13 protein-coding genes are annotated in these 17,427 nt (G+C 71.8%); 3 read left to right on the forward strand and 10 right to left on the reverse strand.

Annotation, left to right across the window (positions count from 1 at the left end):
* Positions 1-27: 27 nt before the first annotated feature.
* The 10 genes from E1161_RS07885 to E1161_RS28645 form a co-directional block, all read right to left on the reverse strand.
* Positions 28-2,370: an ADP-ribosylglycohydrolase family protein gene (locus E1161_RS07885; protein WP_132621116.1), complete on the reverse strand. Its 2,343-nt coding sequence runs from the start codon at positions 2,368-2,370 to the stop codon at positions 28-30.
* Positions 2,371-2,376: 6 nt separating this feature from the next.
* Entirely contained in the window at positions 2,377-6,966 is a 4,590-nt protein-coding gene (locus E1161_RS07890) for a type VII secretion system-associated protein (protein WP_132621118.1), read from the reverse strand.
* Positions 6,967-7,229: 263 nt separating this feature from the next.
* The gene (locus E1161_RS07895) at positions 7,230-7,454 is read right to left on the reverse strand and encodes a hypothetical protein (RefSeq protein WP_132621120.1); all 225 of its coding nucleotides are present in this window, start codon (positions 7,452-7,454) and stop codon (positions 7,230-7,232) included.
* Between the two features lie 129 nt (positions 7,455-7,583).
* On the reverse strand, positions 7,584-8,339 hold the full coding sequence (locus E1161_RS07900; RefSeq protein ID WP_132621122.1) for a sirohydrochlorin chelatase: 756 nt from the start codon (positions 8,337-8,339) through the stop codon (positions 7,584-7,586).
* Entirely contained in the window at positions 8,336-9,679 is a 1,344-nt protein-coding gene (locus tag E1161_RS07905) for a sulfate adenylyltransferase subunit 1 (RefSeq protein WP_235874867.1), read from the reverse strand. The genes E1161_RS07900 and E1161_RS07905 overlap by 4 nt, the downstream gene beginning before the upstream one ends.
* 163 nt (positions 9,680-9,842) lie before the next feature.
* Positions 9,843-10,769: a sulfate adenylyltransferase subunit CysD gene (gene cysD / locus E1161_RS07910; protein ID WP_132621124.1), complete on the reverse strand. Its 927-nt coding sequence runs from the start codon at positions 10,767-10,769 to the stop codon at positions 9,843-9,845.
* A 65-nt stretch (positions 10,770-10,834) separates the two neighbouring features.
* Positions 10,835-11,563 carry a phosphoadenylyl-sulfate reductase gene (locus tag E1161_RS07915; protein WP_132621126.1) on the reverse strand — a complete coding sequence of 243 codons (729 nt, stop codon included), beginning with the start codon at positions 11,561-11,563 and terminating at the stop codon, positions 10,835-10,837.
* The gene (locus E1161_RS07920; RefSeq protein ID WP_132621128.1) at positions 11,563-11,718 is read right to left on the reverse strand and encodes an Insertion element protein; all 156 of its coding nucleotides are present in this window, start codon (positions 11,716-11,718) and stop codon (positions 11,563-11,565) included. The genes E1161_RS07915 and E1161_RS07920 overlap by 1 nt, the downstream gene beginning before the upstream one ends.
* Positions 11,715-13,412, reverse strand: a complete 1,698-nt coding sequence (locus tag E1161_RS07925) for a nitrite/sulfite reductase (protein WP_132621130.1) — start codon at positions 13,410-13,412, stop codon at positions 11,715-11,717. Before E1161_RS07925 ends, E1161_RS07920 begins: the two co-directional genes overlap by 4 nt.
* Positions 13,413-13,531: 119 nt before the next feature.
* Entirely contained in the window at positions 13,532-13,795 is a 264-nt protein-coding gene (locus tag E1161_RS28645; RefSeq protein ID WP_408011963.1) for a putative leader peptide, read from the reverse strand.
* On the opposite strand from E1161_RS28645, the gene hemW reads away from it, so the two are divergent.
* From hemW to dnaJ, 3 genes are all read left to right on the forward strand, one after another.
* Positions 13,691-14,914: a radical SAM family heme chaperone HemW gene (hemW, locus tag E1161_RS07930; RefSeq protein WP_132621132.1), complete on the forward strand. Its 1,224-nt coding sequence runs from the start codon at positions 13,691-13,693 to the stop codon at positions 14,912-14,914. The two genes, E1161_RS28645 and hemW, sit on opposite strands and share 105 nt — an antisense overlap.
* Positions 14,915-15,166: 252 nt before the next feature.
* Positions 15,167-16,189, forward strand: coding sequence for a heat-inducible transcriptional repressor HrcA (gene hrcA, locus E1161_RS07935; protein WP_132621133.1), 1,023 nt, complete (start codon positions 15,167-15,169; stop codon positions 16,187-16,189).
* Positions 16,190-16,250: 61 nt separating this feature from the next.
* Positions 16,251-17,426, forward strand: coding sequence for a molecular chaperone DnaJ (gene dnaJ / locus E1161_RS07940; protein ID WP_132621135.1), 1,176 nt, complete (start codon positions 16,251-16,253; stop codon positions 17,424-17,426).
* Position 17,427 lies beyond the last annotated feature (1 nt).

A 17,427-nucleotide genomic window follows, 5' to 3' on the forward strand; every position in this document is an offset into this window, starting at 1 on the left:
CCCACCGGCCGCGGATCTCAACGGAGATCAGGTGGGTGGGTAGCGGGTGCCCCAGGTGGGTGGGCGGGGACCGAACTCCTGAGCTGCGTCCCGGGTGATCCGGTTGATGACGTCGTGGAGTTCGAGCTCCGCGGTCCAGCGCTGGGGGATCTTCGCGGCGCCGGTGGTGGCCGCGGTGAGGGCGCCGGCGACGGCTGTCGTGGTGGAGCTGTTGCCGGAGTGGTTGGCGGCGATCGGCAGAGCGGTGTCGAAGTCGCCGTCGGCTGCCAGCGCCGCGTAGGTGCCGATGGCGAGAGCTTCGGCAGCCGTGCCCGCCGTGCCGAGTTCGCGTTCCAGCTCGTCCGGGGTCAGGCGGGCGCCGCCGACGAGGTCCTTGGCGGCGGTGAGCCGGCGGGTGACCTCCTCGTGGCCGCTGTGCGGGGCGAGTTCCGCCAGGGCGCCGGTGACCGCTCCGGCGAGCGGCTCGCCGATCAGCAGCTTGGAGATCATGAATCCGAGCGCACCCGCGCTGAGCAGGGCGGTGGGGTGGCCGTGGGTGAGCGCGGCGCTGCGCATGCCCAGCGCGAACACCTCCGACGGGTCGTCGGACCACAGGGCCGCCGGTACCGCGCGCATGATCGCGCCGCTGCCCGCCGAGTCGCTGGCCGGCTCCTCGGGGGTGCCCATCGGCTGCTGGCCTTTGGCGAAGGCGATCAGCGTGCGCATCATGGTCCGCCCCGGGTTGCGGGTCTGGAACAGCGCTCGCTGCTGGACCAGCCAGCCGTCCGGTTCCGGCGCCTCGCGGAGGAAATCGCCCGCCGCGCGCGGCCAGCTGAGGTGCTGGGTGTGCAGCCAGCGCTGGTAGGCGTGCTGCAGGTGCCGGATCGGGTCGTCGGTCTCGCCCGCGCGGCGGGCGACGTTGGCCCGCAGCACGCCCTCGACCGAGAACAGCAGCAGCTGGGTGTCGCTGCCGAGCCGTCCTGACGGATGCCCGGCGGGCACGTACTCGGTGAGCCCGTCGGCGCCGTGACGCGCCCGGATCTCCTCCCAGCTGTCGGAGGCGATCGGCATTCCCAGCGCCTCGCCGACCGCGCAGCCCAGCACCGCGCCGAGGAACCGGTCCCGCGAGGCGGCCAGCCGCGGCACCCCGGTCAGCCCGGTCCGGTAGTCCGACGTCCCGGCAGGGTCCGCGGCCGACGTGGAATCGTCAGCGGGGTAGCGGTCCTCCCACGCGGCGGACTCGTCGGGTTCGGGGCCGAACTCGGTCGCCGCGTCCCGGCCCAGGCGCTCGATCACGTCGAGGATGGGCAACGCCTCGAGCAGTTCCGCGGGAATCGCGGTGGGTCCGCGCAGGGCGCCGAGCAGCTGCCCGCACAGCATCGCGGTGCTCGCGGTGTCCCCGTCGTGCTCGGCGGCTGAGGCGATGGCGGCTCCGAAGTCGTCCTCGCAGGCCAGCGCCACGCGCGCGGCGACCGCGAGCGCACCGAGCCCGCTGCGGTTCATGCCCAGGTGCGCCGGTCCTGGCCGGAGGCCCGCAGGGCTGAGCACGCCCAGCCGCAGGGCGTCGCCGAGCGCGGTGCGGCCCGACTGCCACCCGGAAATGCCCTGGCGCAGCGCGGTTTCCAGGTCGTGCCCGCGCAGCAGCCACAGCGTCGTCGTGCCCAGCACGCTGGCCGGGCTGTGCCCGTGCGGATGCCCGTGGGTGAGCGCGGCCAGGTCACCGCCGAGCGCGAACACCGCGCCCGGGTCGCTCGACCACAGCGCGGCCAGCGCCCCGAACGGGACGGCGGTGGCCGTGTCCGAGCTGTTGATCGGCTGCTGCCGGGTGCCCTGCGGATGCCCGGCGACGACCTTCGCCGCCGAGGTCAGCAATGTCGGCTCATCGGTCGCCGGGTCGTGCAGATCCCGCTCGGCGACCAGGAAACCGCTCGGCCGGGGTGAGTCGTCGCCGCAGTCCCGCCACGGCACACCCCGGGTGTGCAGCCATCGGCGCAACGCCGCCAGCGCCGCCGAGGTCGGTTCGCCGGAACCCGTCGAGCGCAGCCGCGTGTGCGCGCGGATCAGCCCTTCCAGCACGAACAGCAGAGCACCGGTGCGCTGGCCGACGCGGCCGAGCGCGGCGAACTCGCCGACCGCGCCGCCCAGCAGCATGCCGAGCACGCGGGCCGAGGAACCGGGCAGGACACCGGTGCGGTCGACCAGCCCGGTCTCCTGGGCCGCGGACTCCGCATCCGCCGCGATCCGCTGCTGCAGTTCGGCGGCCCACAGCGGACGGGTCGCGGGGTGGCTCTCCCAGCGCCGCCAGACCGTCAGCAGGCGGCGCTCCACCGGGTCCCGCCGGCATGCGGCCAGCAGCACGCGTTCGTCCTCGTCCAACCCGCGTTCGTCCACTACGGCTCATCCAGCGCTGTTGGCGGCAGGCTGGGGCTCGGGCTCCTCGACGTCGGAGACGCCCACCTCGGCCAGCAGCCGATCCAGGACATCCCGCAGTTCCAGCCCGTCGACCCACTCCTCGGGCAGCTCCTCGACGCCGCGCGCGGTGCCCATCAGGGCGCCGCAGATCGCCGCTGTCGCCGCGCTGTTGCCCGCGTGAGTTGCCGCTAGCGAGACCGCGTCGGCCACCGAGTTCGGGTGCGACAGCGCCGCGGCGACCGCGATGGCCAGTGCTTCCGGTGCGTGCCAGCCCAGGCCCAGCGACTCCAGCACCGTCGGCGACACGGGACCGCTCGTGGCGATCTCCACCGCGATGCGCAGGCCGCGCGCGGTGTTCTCGGCGCCCTCCATCCGGTCGAGTTCGGCCAGCACCGACTGCACGGCCTCGATCAGCGTCCGGCCGCCGTCCAACCCGCACACCAGGCCCGCCAGCGCGGCCGCGGGCAGGTAACCGTCCGGGTGGCCGTGGGTGAGCACAGCGATACCGGCGCCCAGCGCAATCGCATCGGCAAGATCGGTGGTTTCGAAACCGACCACGGCACCGCGCACGGTGGCGGCGGCGTTGCGGGCGTCGTTCGGCGGGTTGCCCGGGGTCGGGTTCTCACCTCGGTCGCCCCAGCGGGCCACCGCGGTCAGCGTCGCCTCGTCCGGGAACCGCTGCGCGCGAAGGGGTTCCACGTCGCTGAGCTTGCCGCCGCCGTCCGGGGTCGGCCGACCGCCCTGGGTGCGCACCCAGTCCCGCAGCGAGGCCCGCACCAGCGACGGTCGGTCCGGGTTCTCCCGGCTCAGCGCGGCCAGCACGAACGCGGTCTGCTGCGTGTAGGCGGTGGCGGCACCGAAGCGGCCGAACAGCTCCGCGTGCGCGCGCACGCCGTCGGGGTTCTCGCGCAGCGTGGTGAGCAGGTCGCTGAACATCCAGGGCGCGCCGAGGGCGTCACCGGCGGCGCTGCCGAGCACGCAGCCGGCGAGCCGGTCGCGGCGGCTGGGCCGGACCTGCTCCTCCTCAACGGGCTCGTCCTCGACCTCGACCTCGGCGTCCTCGGCGGCGGACTCGCCGGTGAGCTGCGCCGCACGCTCCTCGCCGAACGCCTCCACCAAGAGCTTGTGCAGGCCCTGGGTGAGGTCGGCGTTGCCGTTGCCGTCGTCGTTGTCGCGGAACTTGCGCCACGCCAGCAGCAACCGCAGTTCCTCGTCGGACAACCCGTCGTCGGAGTCGTCCTTGTCGGCGGGGGCTTCCTCGGCCGCGGCGGCCGATGCCTCCGCCGCATCCTGCGTGGAGGCTTCCGGCTCGCCGGGATCCGGCCTGGAGGCTTCCGGCTCGGTCGCGTCGGGCTCTTCCTCGGCCGGAGCCACATCCCCGAGCTCCGCCGGATGCTCCTCGGGCACCGGGTAGCGCGCCGCCCACAGCTGACCGGATGGCGAGTTGGGGCCGAACGCCAGGTCCGCGTCGGCGGCCAGGCACTCCAGCGCCTCGCGCAGTTCCAGCTTGTCTCGCCAGTGCTGCGGGATCGCGGAGGCGGTGTGCGCCGCGCCCATGATGCAGCCGCAGATCGACGCGGTGGAGTCGCTGGCGCCTGAGTGGTTGGCGGCCAGCACCAACGCCTCCGGGAACGACTCCGGGTGGGTCAGCGCCGCGCACACAGCGATCGCCAGCACCTGGGCGCCGGAGTGCGCGGTGCCGAAGGCATCCTCGATCTGCTCCGGAGTCGGCGTCCCGGTCGCGGCCAGCTCGACGGCCTTGCGCAGCGCGGTGATCGTCTCCTCGTGACCGTCCCATTCGGACAGTTCGAGGAGCGTGCGGTCCACCGCCTGCGGCAGCGTGCGGTCGGCCAGCAGCTGGTGCACCAGCAGGGCGAGCGAACCGGCGGGCAGGTAGGCGCTGGCATGGCCGTGGGTGAGCAGAGCGGTGCGGGCGCCGGTGCGGAACGCCTCGGACGGGTCGTCCGACCACAGGGCCGCCGGAGCCGCGCGCATGACCGCGCCCCAGTCAGCGGCGTCGTTCGGCGGCTTGTCCAGCGAACCCGGCTCGTTGCCGCCCGCGAAACCGCGCAACGCCTGCATCGTGGTCATGCCGCGGACGCGGCGGTCGAACAGCTCGCGCTGCTCGACCAGCCAGCCGTCCGGCTCGTGCGCGCTGGCCCCGGCCTCGGCCCACTCGACGCCCTGGGTGTGCAGCCAGCGCTGGTACGCCTGCTGCACGTAGGTCGCCGGGTCGGCGTACCCGTTGTCGCAGCGCGCTGTCGAGGCGCGGATGAGTCCTTCGGCGGTGAACGCGGTCAGCTGGGTCTCGTCGCTGATCGACCCGGCCGGGTGGTGCCCGTCGACGTAGTCGATGAGCCCGGAGTCGCCGTACTTCGCGCGGATCTCGGCCAGCGAGTCGGCCTCGATGGGGAGGCCGAGCGCGTCACCGGCGGCGGCGCCCAGCAGCATGCCGAGGATCCGCTGCGCGCGCAGGTCTTCCGGGGAGGACGGCGGTGGCGGTGCGGCCGATTCCGGTGGGGAGACGACGGATTCGACCTGCGGGGCGGCGACCTCCGGCCCGGGCTCCACCTCGGGCGCGGTGTCCTCCGCCTCGTCGGTCTCCGCTAACGTCCCCGGGCTCTCCGCAGGGCTTTCCGCGCGGGGCAGCGACGAGGCGAAGTCCAGGTCGGAGACGTCACCGGAAGCCGGGTAGCGCTTGGCCCACGCGTCACCGGCGGGCGGTGTGCCCCGGAACTCCAGCAGCCCGTCCTTGGCCAGCGACTCCACGACTTCGCGCTGCCGCAGGTCGCGCAGCCACACCCCGGGCAGTGCGGCGGCCCCGTTGCGGGCGCCGACGATGTTTCCGCAGATCGCGGCCGTCGAGTCGCTGTCGCCGGAGTGGTTGATCGCGAGCATCAACGCGTCGGCGGTGGTGTCGGTGCACAGCGCCGCGCACACCGCGATGGCCAGCGCCTCGTGCCCGGCCCAGCCGCTGCCGAGGGCGTCCTTGAGCTGCTCGGGAGTGGGTACCCCCTTCTCGGCGAGCTCTTCGGCGGCCTGCAGCGCGCGGTCGGTGTCCTCGTGATCGCGGTATGCGGCCAGCAGTTCGCGGGCCTGCTTCAGCGCCGAAGGGAGCGACTCCTCGCGCAGCAGCCGGTGCACCAGCACCGCCAGCACGCCGGCGGGCAGGTAGGCGTTGGGCTGGGAGTGGGTCAGCGCGGCGGTGGCGGCGGCGAGCTCGAAGACCGAGCGCGGGTCGTCCGACCACAGCGCGACCGGGGCCGCGCGGACCACGCCGCCGCAGTCGTCGGAGTCGTTGATCGGCCGCTCGAACGTGCCGGGAGCTCCCACCGAAGCGAACTCGCGGAGCGCGCTGATGGAACCGCTGTTCGGCGAGCGCACGGCGAACAGGTCGGACTGCTCGATCAGCCAGCCGTTGGCCTTGGGGTGCTTGGCCGCGAACGGTCCGGCCGACCGCATCCACGCGTGGCCCTGGGTGTGCAGCCAGCGCTGGTAAGCCAGCTGGATTGCGGGCAGCGGACCGGCCGAGTCGCCGCTGCGGGCCAGGCAGTGCGCGCGGATCAGCCCTTCCAGGGTGAACAGCGCCAGCTGGGTGTCGTCGGTGAACTCGCCCGGGTGCTCGCCGCTGCGGTCGTACTCGGTGACGCCGTCCTCGCCGAAGCGGCTGCGGATCTGGTCGATCGGGTAGAACTCCACCGGCGCGCCCAGCGCGTCACCGATCGCCCCGGCCAGCATCGAGCCCAGGAACCGGCGGCCGAACTCGGTCTCGGCGGGGTCCGCCGGAACCGCCGGCGGCTGGGGGACGATCGGAGTCGCGGGACCGACCGGAATCGCGGGAGCCGCGGTGGGCACCGGCGTTCCGGCGGGCGGCGACACCGGTGCGCCCGCGGGCGGTGCCATCGGCGTGCCTGCGGGCGGCGCGACCGGTCCGGGTGCGGGAACCGGAGGCATCGGCGTGCCCGCGGGTGGCGACATCGCGACGCCCACCGGCTTCGGCGGTACCGACGCGGCGATCTTGACCAGGTCCTCACCCGGCATCCGGGCCTTGACCGGACTCGTGGGGTTGATCTGCAGGTCGATGCCGGAGAGCTGGTTGGTCGCCAGCTGCCGTCCGGTCATGCGCTGCCAGGTCGTCCAGTTCGGCGGCAGGAAGCCGTCGGAGGTGAACACCTGCAGCTGACGGCGGCCCGACTCGTGCTCCATCGTGAACAGCCCGCTGCCCTGCGGCTGGGCGAACAGGATCAGCTCGGAGTCGAGCATCGCGGCGAGCAGGGAGTGGCCCTGCGCGTAACCGGTGGTGGTCAGCTGCAGCGCGCGCTCGACGTCGTTGGTCGGCGCGGGCAGCCGCAGCGCCACGGGCGAGGGCCGGTAATTCGGGTTGGGGGAGAAGTCGTCGGTGATCTCGCCTTTTTCGTCGACGCGGTAACCGCCGATGAAACCCCACGGCGGCACTTCGGCGTTGGGGTCGGTGAAGATCGGGTCGACCACGTACAGCCAGGTGTTGGGCTGCTTCTTGGCCTGTTCCCGCATAGCCGGTGTGATGACCGGTCGACTCGGCTGCTGCGTGTTCATCTCGCCCTGTTGTCCCTGACTCCCTGTCCAGCCTTGCATTGATCGCCCCCACAGCGACGGTCACTCGATCGCGTGAGCCTGACGGGTCAACGATGCACGGTGAGCTGCCGGTTCCCGTTCGAGCGCCGTAACGCACTCTCTCATGGCCTCGTGGGATGAATCGTAGTCTTCGTGAGAACAACTCTGAGTGAATCTCAGCGGTGCGGTCCGGTGGATCACACGTCGGTCGGGACGGCAATGGTTCAACCGGACGGAGCCGGGGGTCAGTCGGACAGCGCCGCGGCCATCAAACAGCCCAAGCACGGCATCCCGGCGGGCCCGTCCAGAGCCTCGGCCTGGCCAGGGGCGATGCTGAAACCGCAGTAGGCGTGCAAGGTCTCAGGCAGCGGGCCACCGTTCGGGAGCGGGAAGAAGTGGCAGGACTTGTCCTGCTCGCTGCGCGCGAACTCAGGGCGCACCCGCGCGATCAGGTGCGGGATCGACGTCATCGCGGAGCACCTCCTGCGCGCGCAGCCCTGGCGTGAACGGCACAGATCACATCATGCAGATGCGCGTGCGAGAACGAAGCCGCTTGGCGAATTCTCGCCAAACCGTTGCGCGGGACGAGCCGCCCACCCTCACACCAGGACGGGCAGCGGCGCGTCGACCGCGACCAGGTCGTAGCGGTGCAGGACGAGATCGGCCACGCCCGGATCATCGGCCATCGGACCCGCGATCAGCGGAGCGTCCGAGTGAGCTCGGGCCAGCTCCACGATGCGGTCCGGGAGCAGCCCCGGTGCCAGGAACCAGGATCCGATCGCGAACCGCCGCGCCCCCCGTGCGCGCAGGAGCTCGACGGCCGCTGGGACGTCCGGGGCCGCCGCAGCCGCGAAGGTCGCGACCGTTCCAGCCCAGGAGGTGCGGGACTGCCAGCGGGCCGCGACGTCGGCGACCAGGCGGTTGGCCGGTGCGTGCGACGAGCCCGCACCCGCCAGCAGGACACCGAGCTCCGGGTCATCGGGATCGGCACCCGCTGCCAGCAGACGGCGCCACGCGGCGGCGTCCAACCGCGGGTCCGGACCCAGCACGTCGCCGATGCGCACCCGGAGGTCCGGATGCCGCTGCTGCGCGTCGGCGACGGCGGCGGGCACGTCGACGCGGGCGTGGAAGGCGTGGCCGAGCAGCAGCGGCACGACCACGGCCTCCCGGTGCCCGTCGGCGCGCACGGCGTCCAGGACGTCGCCCAGCAGCGGCTGGGACAGGTCCAGGAACGCCACGCGCACGTCCAGCTCCGGCCGCAGCGCGCGCACCACGTCCAGCAGCCGGTGGATCGTCGCGGCGGAGCGCGGATCCCGGCTGCCGTGCGCGACGGCGACCAGCGGCGCGGTGGTCATCGCGACGCTTCGGCGAACGGGGCCAGCGGCACACCGATCAGGCCGGCGGCCAGGGTGGTGCCGTCGGCCGGGTCGATGACCAGGAAGGAGCCGTTGCGGCGGCTGTCGGCGTAGTCGTCCACCGGCAGCGGCTCGGCGGTGCGCAGCTGCACCCGGCCGATCTCGTTGAGCTGCAACGAGTCAGGCGCGGCGACGCTGGTCAGCTGCTGCTCGTCGAAGCGCGCCGACAGCTCGGTAACCATCGCCTGCACGGTGCGGGCACCGTGCTTGACGAGCACCTTCGCGCCCGGGTTCAGCGTCTTCTCCGCCAGCCAGCACACCGTGGCGTCGAGCTCGTCGGTCAGCCGGGGAGCGGTCTCCGCCGCGGCGATCAGGTCGCCGCGCGAGATGTCGACGTCGTCGTCCAGCAGCAGCGTCACCGAGTGGCCTGCCGCGGCCTCGGCCCGCTCGCCGTCGGCGGTGTCCACCTTGGACACCTTGGTGCGCACCCCGGCGGGCAGCACGACGACGTCGTCCCCGGCCCGCACCACACCGGCGCCGACCTGGCCGGCGTAGCCGCGGTAGTCGGGGTGCTCGGCGGTGCGCGGCCGGATCACGTACTGCACCGGCATCCGGAACGGCACGTCGTGCGGGTCCGGCGCGACCGGCACGCTCTCCAGGTGCTGCAGCAGCGACGGGCCGGAGTACCAGGGCGTGTTCTCCGAGCTCTCCACCACGTTGTCGCCCAGCAGCGCCGACACCGGGATGGTCACCACGGCGTCGTCGGCGTAGCCGAGAGCCCTGGCGTGGGTGGCGAACTCCTCGGCGATGCGGGTGAAGGTCGCCTCGTCGAAGTCCACCATGTCGATCTTGTTCACAGCCAGCACCAGCTGCGGCACGCCCAGCAGCGCCAGCACCGCCGCGTGCCGACGGGTCTGCTCGACGACGCCGTTGCGGGCGTCGACCAGCAGCACCGCCAGCTGGGCGGTCGAGGCACCGGTCACGGTGTTGCGGGTGTACTGCACGTGGCCGGGCGTGTCGGCCAGCACGAAGGTGCGCTTCGGCGTGGCGAAGTAGCGGTAGGCCACGTCGATGGTGATGCCCTGCTCGCGCTCCGCGCGCAGGCCGTCGACCAGCAGCGACAGGTCAGGGGTAGCCAGGCCGCGGTCCGCGCTCGCACGGTGCACCGCGTCGAGCTGGTCGGCCAGCACCGACTTGGTGTCGTGCAGCAGCCGACCCACCAGCGTGGACTTGCCGTCGTCGACGGAGCCCGCGGTGGCCAGTCGCAGCAGATCGGTGTGCACCGGCAGCGTCACCTCGGTGCCGCTGTCCGGGGCGGTGCGAGTCGTGGTCTCGGTCATCTGGAAACCCACTCCTGGTGGTCAAGGCTTTGCCGTCGGGAAAGGTGTTGAAGGGTGTTGGGGTGGAGGGGCGTTGAGCCGAGCGGCGTTGAGCCGAGCGGCGTCAGCCGCCTCCTCGACCTGAGCGACTTGCACCGCTGAGCAAGTCGACTGCGGACCCTCGTCAGAAGTAGCCCTCGCGCTTGCGGTCTTCCATGGCGGCTTCGGAGATCCGGTCGTCGGCCCGGGTCGCGCCGCGTTCGGTGAGCCGGCTGGCCGCGACCTCGGCGATGACGTCGTCCACCGTGTACGCCTCGGACTCGACCGCACCGGTGCAGGAACCGTCGCCGACCGTGCGGTAGCGCACAGTCTTGGACTCCGGGTCCTCCCCGTCGCGCGGACCTCCCCACGGGCCGGAGGTCAGCCACATGCCGTCGCGCAGGTAGACCTCGCGGCGGTGCGCGTAGTAGATCTCCGGCAGCTCGATCTTCTCCCGCTGGATGTAGCGCCAGATGTCGAGCTCGGTCCAGTTCGACAGCGGGAACACGCGCACGTGCTCACCCGGGCGGTGCCGCCCGTTGTAGAGGTTCCACAGCTCCGGGCGCTGCCGGCGCGGGTCCCACTGCCCGAAGGCGTTGCGCAGGCTGAAGATGCGCTCCTTGGCGCGGGCGCGCTCCTCGTCGCGGCGACCGCCGCCGAAGACGGCGTCGAACTTGTTGTCGCCGATGGCGTCGAGCAGCGGCTGGGTCTGCAGCGGGTTGCGGGTGCCGTCGGCGCGCTCCTGCAGCCGACCGTCGTCGATGTAGTCCTGCACCTTGGCCACCACCAGGCGCAGCTGGTGCTTCTCGACGATGTCGTCGCGGAAGTCCAGCACCTCGGGGAAGTTGTGCCCGGTGTCGACGTGCAGCAGCGAGAACGGCACCGGAGCCGGCCAGAACGCCTTGATCGCCAGGTGCACCAGCACCGTGGAGTCCTTGCCACCGGAGAACAGGATCACCGGCCGGTCGAACTCACCGGCCACCTCGCGGAAGATGTGGATCGCCTCGGACTCCAGCGCGGCCAGGTTGTCCACCTGCGGCGGCGCGGACACCTCGGTGTCTGCTGTGGTCATTTCCCCTCCGTCGTCTCCCGGACACCCGCACCCGGGTCGAAGTCGTGCTCGTGTGCGCTGAGAACTCAGCCGTGCAATCCGCATTCGGTCTTGGAGCTGCCCGCCCAGCGCCCGCTGCGCGGGTCAGCGCCCGGCTGCGGTTTGGCGGTGCAGGGCTGGCACCCGATGGACGGATACCCCGCAGGGACCAGCGGGTTGACCAGCACGCCGTTGTCGTCGATGTAGCGCTGCAACTCCTCGTCCGACCACGCCGCCAACGGGTTGATCTTCACCAACCCGTTGCGGTCGTCCCAGGTCAGCACTGGGGTGTTGGCGCGGGTCGGCGCCTCCACCCGGCGCACGCCGGTCACCCACGCCTCGTAGCGGGACAGCGTGTTGCGCAGCGGGACCACCTTGCGCAGGAAGCAGCAGCGCTGAGGGTCGCGCTCGTGCAGGCGCGGCCCCTCGGTCTGGTCCTGCTCGGCGACGGTCTGCTCGGGAAGCGCGTTGACCATCTTCACGTCGTAGACCTGCTCGACCGCGTCGCGCGTGCCGATGGTCTCGGCGAAGTGGTAGCCGGTCTCCAGGAACAGGACCTCCACGCCGGGCATGGCCTTGGCTGCCAGGTCGACCAGCACCGCGTCCTGCATGTTGGAGGCCACGATCAGCCTGCCGTCGCCGAAGTTCTCCGCGGCCCAGCGCAGCGCCTCCTCGGCGGTGGCGTCGGCCAGCTCCGGCGCGGCCTCGTCGACCAGCGCCTTGAGCTCCTCGTCGCCGCGTCGCGATCCGATCTGTGTGGTGGTTTCGGCGGTCATCAGTCTCCGTTCCCTCCCAGAGCCAACCCGACCAGCCGGACGGTGAAGACCCGTCGGCAGGCGTGGCACTTCCAGGCCCCGGCGGGCTCTTCCTCCGGGGTGAGGTCCTCATCGCCGCAGTACGGGCAGCACTGCGGTACCGCCCGCTCGCTCACTTGAGGTCGTCCTCTTCGGCGCGGGCCACCCACTGCGCGAACCGCTCGCCTTCTTCGCGCTGGTCCAGGTAGTTGCGCACGAGCCGTTCCACGTAGGGGCCGACCTCGGAGGAGATGACCTTGTGGCCGCGGATCTTCCGGCCGAACCCGGTGTCGATGGCCAGGCCACCGCCCAGGTGGACCTGGAAGCCCTCGACCTGGTTGCCGTTGCCGTCCGGGACCATCTGGCCCTTCAGCCCGATGTCGGCGACCTGGGTCCGGGCGCAGGCGTTCGGGCAGCCGTTGAGGTTGATCGTCACCGGGTCGGTGACACCGGCCTGCACGTCGGCGAGCCGCTTCTCCAGCTCGGAGACCAGGTCGATCGCCCGCTGCTTGGTCTCGACGATGGCGAGCTTGCAGAACTCGATGCCGGTGCAGGCCATCACGCCGCGCCGCCACGGCGACGGATCGGCGTGCAGGCCCAGCTCCGCCAGGTCGGCGGTCAGGCCGTCCACGTCGGACTCGGTCACGTCGAGCACCAGCAAGTTCTGCTCCACGGTGGTGCGCACCCGCTTGGAACCGACACGCTCGGCGGCCTTGGCGACCTCCATCAGCGTCGAGCCGCTCACCCGGCCCGCGGCGCTCTTGACGCCCACGTAGTGCTTGCCGTCGACCTGCCGGTGCACGCCCAGGTGGTCGCGGTGGCCTGAGGGGGTCTCCGGCGCAGGCCCGTCGATCAGCTTGCGGCCCAGGTACTCGTCCTCCAGCACCTGCCGGAACTTCTCCGCGCCCCAGTCGGCGAGCAGGTACTTGAGGCGGGCCCGGTTGCGCAGCCGGCGGTAGCCGTAGTCGCGGAAGATCTGCACGACCCCGTGCCAGACCTCGGCCGCGTCCTCCTGCGAAACCCAGGCACCCAACCGCACGGCCAGCTTCGGGTTGGTCGACAGGCCGCCGCCGACCCAGAGGTCGTAGCCCGGACCGTGCTCGGGGTGGACCACGCCGACCAGCGAGATGTCGTTGATCTCCGGGACGGTGTCCCAGCGCGGCGAACCTGAGATGGCGGTCTTGAACTTGCGCGGCAGGTTCGACAGCGACCGGTCGCCGATGTAGCGCTCGGTGATCTCGGCGATCGCCGGGGTGGCGTCGATGATCTCATCAGCGGCGACGCCGGCCACCGGTGAACCGAGCACCACGCGCGGGCAGTCACCGCACGCTTCGGTGGTGGAGAGCCCGACGCCCTCCAGCTTCTCCCAGATCGTCGGCACGTCCTCGACTCGCACCCAGTGCAGCTGGATGTTCTGCCGGTCGGTGATGTCGGCGGTGTCGCGGGCGTAGGTCTGCGACACCTCGCCGATGACGCGCAGCTGCTCTGTGGTCAGCGCACCGCCGTCGACGCGCACCCGCATCATGAAGTAGCGGTCGTCGAGGTCTTCGGGCTCGATCGTGCCGGTGCGCGCACCGGGGATGCCGGGCGCGCGCTGGGTGTACAGGCCCCACCAGCGGAAGCGGCCACGCAGGTCACCCGGGTCGATGGCGTCGAAGCCCCGGTGGGCGTAGATGTTCTCGATCCGCTCGCGCACGTTGAGCGGGTTGTCGTCCTTCTTGGAGCGCTCGTTGGCGTTGAGCGGTTCGCGGTAACCGAGCGCCCACTGGCCCTCGCCGCGGGTCTTGCGCTTGCGGGCAGGACGAGCAGGCGATTCCGTGGGGGGAGCCATGTCCGCGACCTCCGGGACTTCCAGGCGCGAAGCCTCCGCGTGGAAGTACCGCCGGCGTGACGGCTCTCACTCCTCGGAGGCCCGGCGCCGACTGAACAAGACGAAAAGACGGCGGGGGATCAGACCTTGCCGGGGCAGAGCGCGCTGGCCACCCGCCGCAGGTCAACGTACCTGCGGGCGACCAGGAGAAGCTTTGGCAGAGTCGCACCCACGTCGCGCAGCGTGCCACGCGTGAACCGGCGGGACCAACCCCATCCGCATGGTGGGACAGTGGAAGCGTGCCTGCTCAACCACCTACCGGCGAACCGGCTCCGGCCGACGGGGGCCTCCCCGCATCGGCCTTGGCCGGGCTGGGTTCGCGCCCCTTCGGCGTCTACGTCCACGTGCCGTTCTGCGCCACCCGCTGCGGGTACTGCGACTTCAACACCTACACCGCCGATGAACTGGGATCTTCGGCCAGTTTCGGCAGCTGGCTGGACGGTCTGCGAGCCGAGCTGGAACTGGGCGCGGAGGTCCTCTCCGCGGGCCCCGTGCCGGCCGCTGAGACCGTGTTCGTGGGAGGCGGAACGCCCTCGCTGCTGGGGGCGGAACGGCTCGGCGCGGTCGTCGATGCGATTCGGGACACATTCGGCCTGGCAGCCGGTGCTGAGGTGACCACCGAGTCAAACCCGGAATCGACCTCCCCGGAGTTCTTCGAAGGGATTCGGAGATCCGGTTTCACGCGCGTGTCGCTCGGCATGCAATCGGCTGCCGAGCACGTCCTGCGCGTGCTGGAGCGCACCCACACTCCGGGGCGTGCCGTGGCCGCCGCCCGCGAGGCTCGCGCCGCCGGGTTCGAGCACGTCAACCTGGACCTGATCTACGGCACGCCGGGGGAGCGCGAGCAGGACCTGCGCGATTCGCTGGACGCGGTGCTGGAAGCGGGCGTGGACCACGTCTCGGCGTACTCGCTGATCGTGGAGGACGGCACCGCCATGGCCCGCAAGGTCCGCCGCGGCGACCTGCCGATGCCCGACGAGGACGTCCTCGCCGACCGCTACGAGCTCATCGACGCCAAGCTGGCCGAGGCTGGTCTGCACTGGTACGAGGTCTCCAACTGGGCGCGCGACGCCGACGCCGAGTGCCGCCACAACCTCGGCTACTGGCAGGGCGGCGACTGGTGGGGCGCGGGCCCGGGCGCGCACAGCCACGTCGGCGGCGTCCGCTGGTGGAACGTCAAGCACCCCGCTCGCTACGCCGCAGCTCTCGCCGGAGGGGGCTCCCCGGCGCAGGCCCGCGAACTGCTCACCGCAGAGGACCAGCGCATCGAGCGCGTCATGCTCGAGCTCCGGGTGCGCAGCGGGCTGTCGGTGCGGACCCTCGACGACGCGGGCCGCCGAGCCGCCGACCAAGCCGCCTCCGACGGCCTGCTGGAGCACGGAGCTCTCGCCGACGGCCACTGCGTCCTCACCGACCGCGGTCGCCTCCTCGCCGACGCAGTCGTCCAAGACCTCCTCGCCTGATGAGAGGTTGGGCCAGTAGGTGCCCTCCATCGATGACCTGGACGTTGCGCGCGTGGACGACTCCGCGGCGCGGTCGGGGGGCGCGGCACCTCGAGCTGCCGCATGCCGTGCGGTGCGAGCTGCGGCCTCGGTTCTGGGGGACGAACACCGTAAACTCGATGGGGGCGCCCAGGGCCCGAACTTCGGGTGCGCGGTTGGTGTGGCCAGTGGTGCCGCGAAATCCGCTGGGCAGGCTGTTGAGGAGGTGCGCGGGTGAACGCGGATGAACGCCGCTTCGAGGTCCTGCGGGCGATCGTGGCCGACTTCGTGTCGTCCAAGGAGCCGGTCGGTTCGAAGGCGTTGGTCGACCGCCACGACCTCGGTGTGTCCAGCGCCACCGTGCGCAACGACATGGCCGCGCTGGAGGAGGACGGCTTCATCGTCCAGCCGCACACCAGCGCCGGACGAGTGCCCACCGACAAGGGCTACCGGTTGTTCGTCGACCGGTTGCACGAGGTCAAGCCGCTGACCGGTCCCGAACGCCGTGCCATCCGCAACTTCCTGGACGGCGCTTTGGACCTCGACGACGTGATGCGCCGCAGCGTGCGGCTGCTCGCGCAGCTCACCCAGCAGGTCGCCGTCGTCCAGTACCCGACGCTGACCCGGTCCACCGTCCGGCACGTCGAGGTGGTCACGATCACCCCGGCGAGGCTGATGCTGGTGCTGATCACCAACACCGGCCGCGTCGACCAGCGCATGGTCGACCTCGGCGACGTCATCACCGACGACGACGTGGCCAGGCTGCGGACCGTGCTCAACTCGGCGATGGCCGAGAAGCGGCTCGCCGACGCCTCCGCCGCCGTGGCCGAACTGCCCGACCAGGCCCCGCCGGAACTGCGGGACGTGCTCATCCGGGTCTGCGGCGTGCTCATCGAGTCCCTCGTGGAGCACCCGGAGGAGCGGATGGTGCTCGGCGGCACGCCCAACCTCACCCGCAACGTCGCGGACTTCCCGAACTCGCTGCGCCAAGTCCTCGAAGCTCTGGAGGAGCAGGTGGTGGTGCTCAAGCTGCTCGCCGCCGCCCGCGATTCGAGTACCGTCCGGGTCAGCATCGGGGCGGAGAACGAGGCGTTGGAGATGCAGACGACCTCGGTGATCTCCACCGGATACGGTTCGGATGACATGGTCTTGGGCGGTTTGGGCGTTGTCGGCCCGACCCGCATGGACTACCCCGGAACGATGGCGGCGGTCCGTGCCGTGGCCGCGTACGTGGGTGAGATCCTGGATGGCCGGTGAGGTTCGCACCGGCATGACCGGCATTCACTCGACTTAATCGAGCAGAGGAAGTACGGAGAAGGTGGCCAGGGACTACTACGCGACCCTCGGGGTTCCCCAGGACGCGACACCCGAGCAGATCAAGCGCGCATACCGCAAACTCGCCCGGGAACTGCACCCCGACGTCAATCCGGACGATGCGGCTCAGGAGCGGTTCGCGGAGGTGACCACTGCCTACGAGGTGCTCTCCGATCCGAAGAAGCGCCAGGTCGTGGACCTCGGCGGGGACCCGCTGGGCAACGGCGGCGGCGCCGGTGGCGGCATGGGTGGCGATCCGTTCGCCGGGTTCGGCGGCCTCGGCGACATCATGGACGCCTTCTTCGGCGGCGGCGGGAGCGGCGGCGGTGGCCGAGGCCCGCGCAGCCGCGTGCAGCCCGGTTCAGACGCCTTGCTGCGCCTGGAGCTGACGCTGGAGGAGTGCGCCAGCGGCGTCAACCGCGACATCACCGTGGACACCGCGGTGCTCTGCGACGTCTGCGACGGTGGCGGTTCGAAGGCCGGCAGCGCGCCCTCGACCTGCGACACCTGCGGTGGTCGCGGCGAGGTGCAGTCCGTGCAGCGGTCCTTCCTGGGCCAGGTCATGACGTCCCGCCCCTGCCCGGTCTGCCGCGGCTTCGGGGAGGTCATCACCGACCCCTGCCAGCAGTGCTCCGGTGACGGCCGGGTCCGCGCACGGCGCACGATCACCGTCAAGATCCCGGCGGGCGTCGGCGACGGCATGCGCGTCCGGCTCGCCGGTGAGGGCGAGGTCGGCCCCGGCGGTGGCCCGGCGGGCGACCTGTTCGTCGAGGTCGAGGAGCAGCCCCACGACCGGTTCACCCGCGATGGCGCCGACCTGCACTGCAACGTCGAGCTGCCGATGACCGCGGCGGCGCTGGGTACCGTGCTGCTGCTGGAGACGCTGGACGGTTCGCACGAGGAGATCGCGGTCGAGGCGGGCACCCAGCCCGGCACCGAGCACGTGATCACCGGACGCGGACTGCCCAAGCTTCGCTCCAACGGCAAGGTCAGCGGCCACGGCGACCTGCACATCCACCTGGACGTCGTGGTTCCGACGAACCTCGACGACACCCAGTCGGAGATGCTGCGCGACCTGGCCAAGCTGCGCGGCGAGGAGCAGCCGGAGCCGACGGTGACCGCCAACGGCAACGGCAGGCAAGGACTGTTCTCCCGGTTCCGCTCCTTCGGGCACCGCTGAG

Origin of the sequence: Saccharopolyspora aridisoli (assembly GCF_004348445.1) — a bacterium.
Lineage (GTDB): Bacteria > Actinomycetota > Actinomycetes > Mycobacteriales > Pseudonocardiaceae > Saccharopolyspora > Saccharopolyspora aridisoli.

Bases quoted from the DNA above. Each gene is read 5' to 3' on its own strand.
- E1161_RS07890 (WP_132621118.1), bottom strand. From the start codon at position 6,966: ATGAACACGCAGCAGCCGAGTCGACCGGTCATCACACCGGCTATGCGG.
- E1161_RS07895 (WP_132621120.1), bottom strand. From the start codon at position 7,454: ATGACGTCGATCCCGCACCTGATCGCGCGGGTGCGCCCTGAGTTCGCG.
- E1161_RS07900 (WP_132621122.1), bottom strand. From the start codon at position 8,339: ATGACCACCGCGCCGCTGGTCGCCGTCGCGCACGGCAGCCGGGATCCG.
- E1161_RS07905 (WP_235874867.1), bottom strand. From the start codon at position 9,679: ATGACCGAGACCACGACTCGCACCGCCCCGGACAGCGGCACCGAGGTG.
- cysD (WP_132621124.1), bottom strand. From the start codon at position 10,769: ATGACCACAGCAGACACCGAGGTGTCCGCGCCGCCGCAGGTGGACAAC.
- E1161_RS07915 (WP_132621126.1), bottom strand. From the start codon at position 11,563: ATGACCGCCGAAACCACCACACAGATCGGATCGCGACGCGGCGACGAG.
- E1161_RS07925 (WP_132621130.1), bottom strand. From the start codon at position 13,412: ATGGCTCCCCCCACGGAATCGCCTGCTCGTCCTGCCCGCAAGCGCAAG.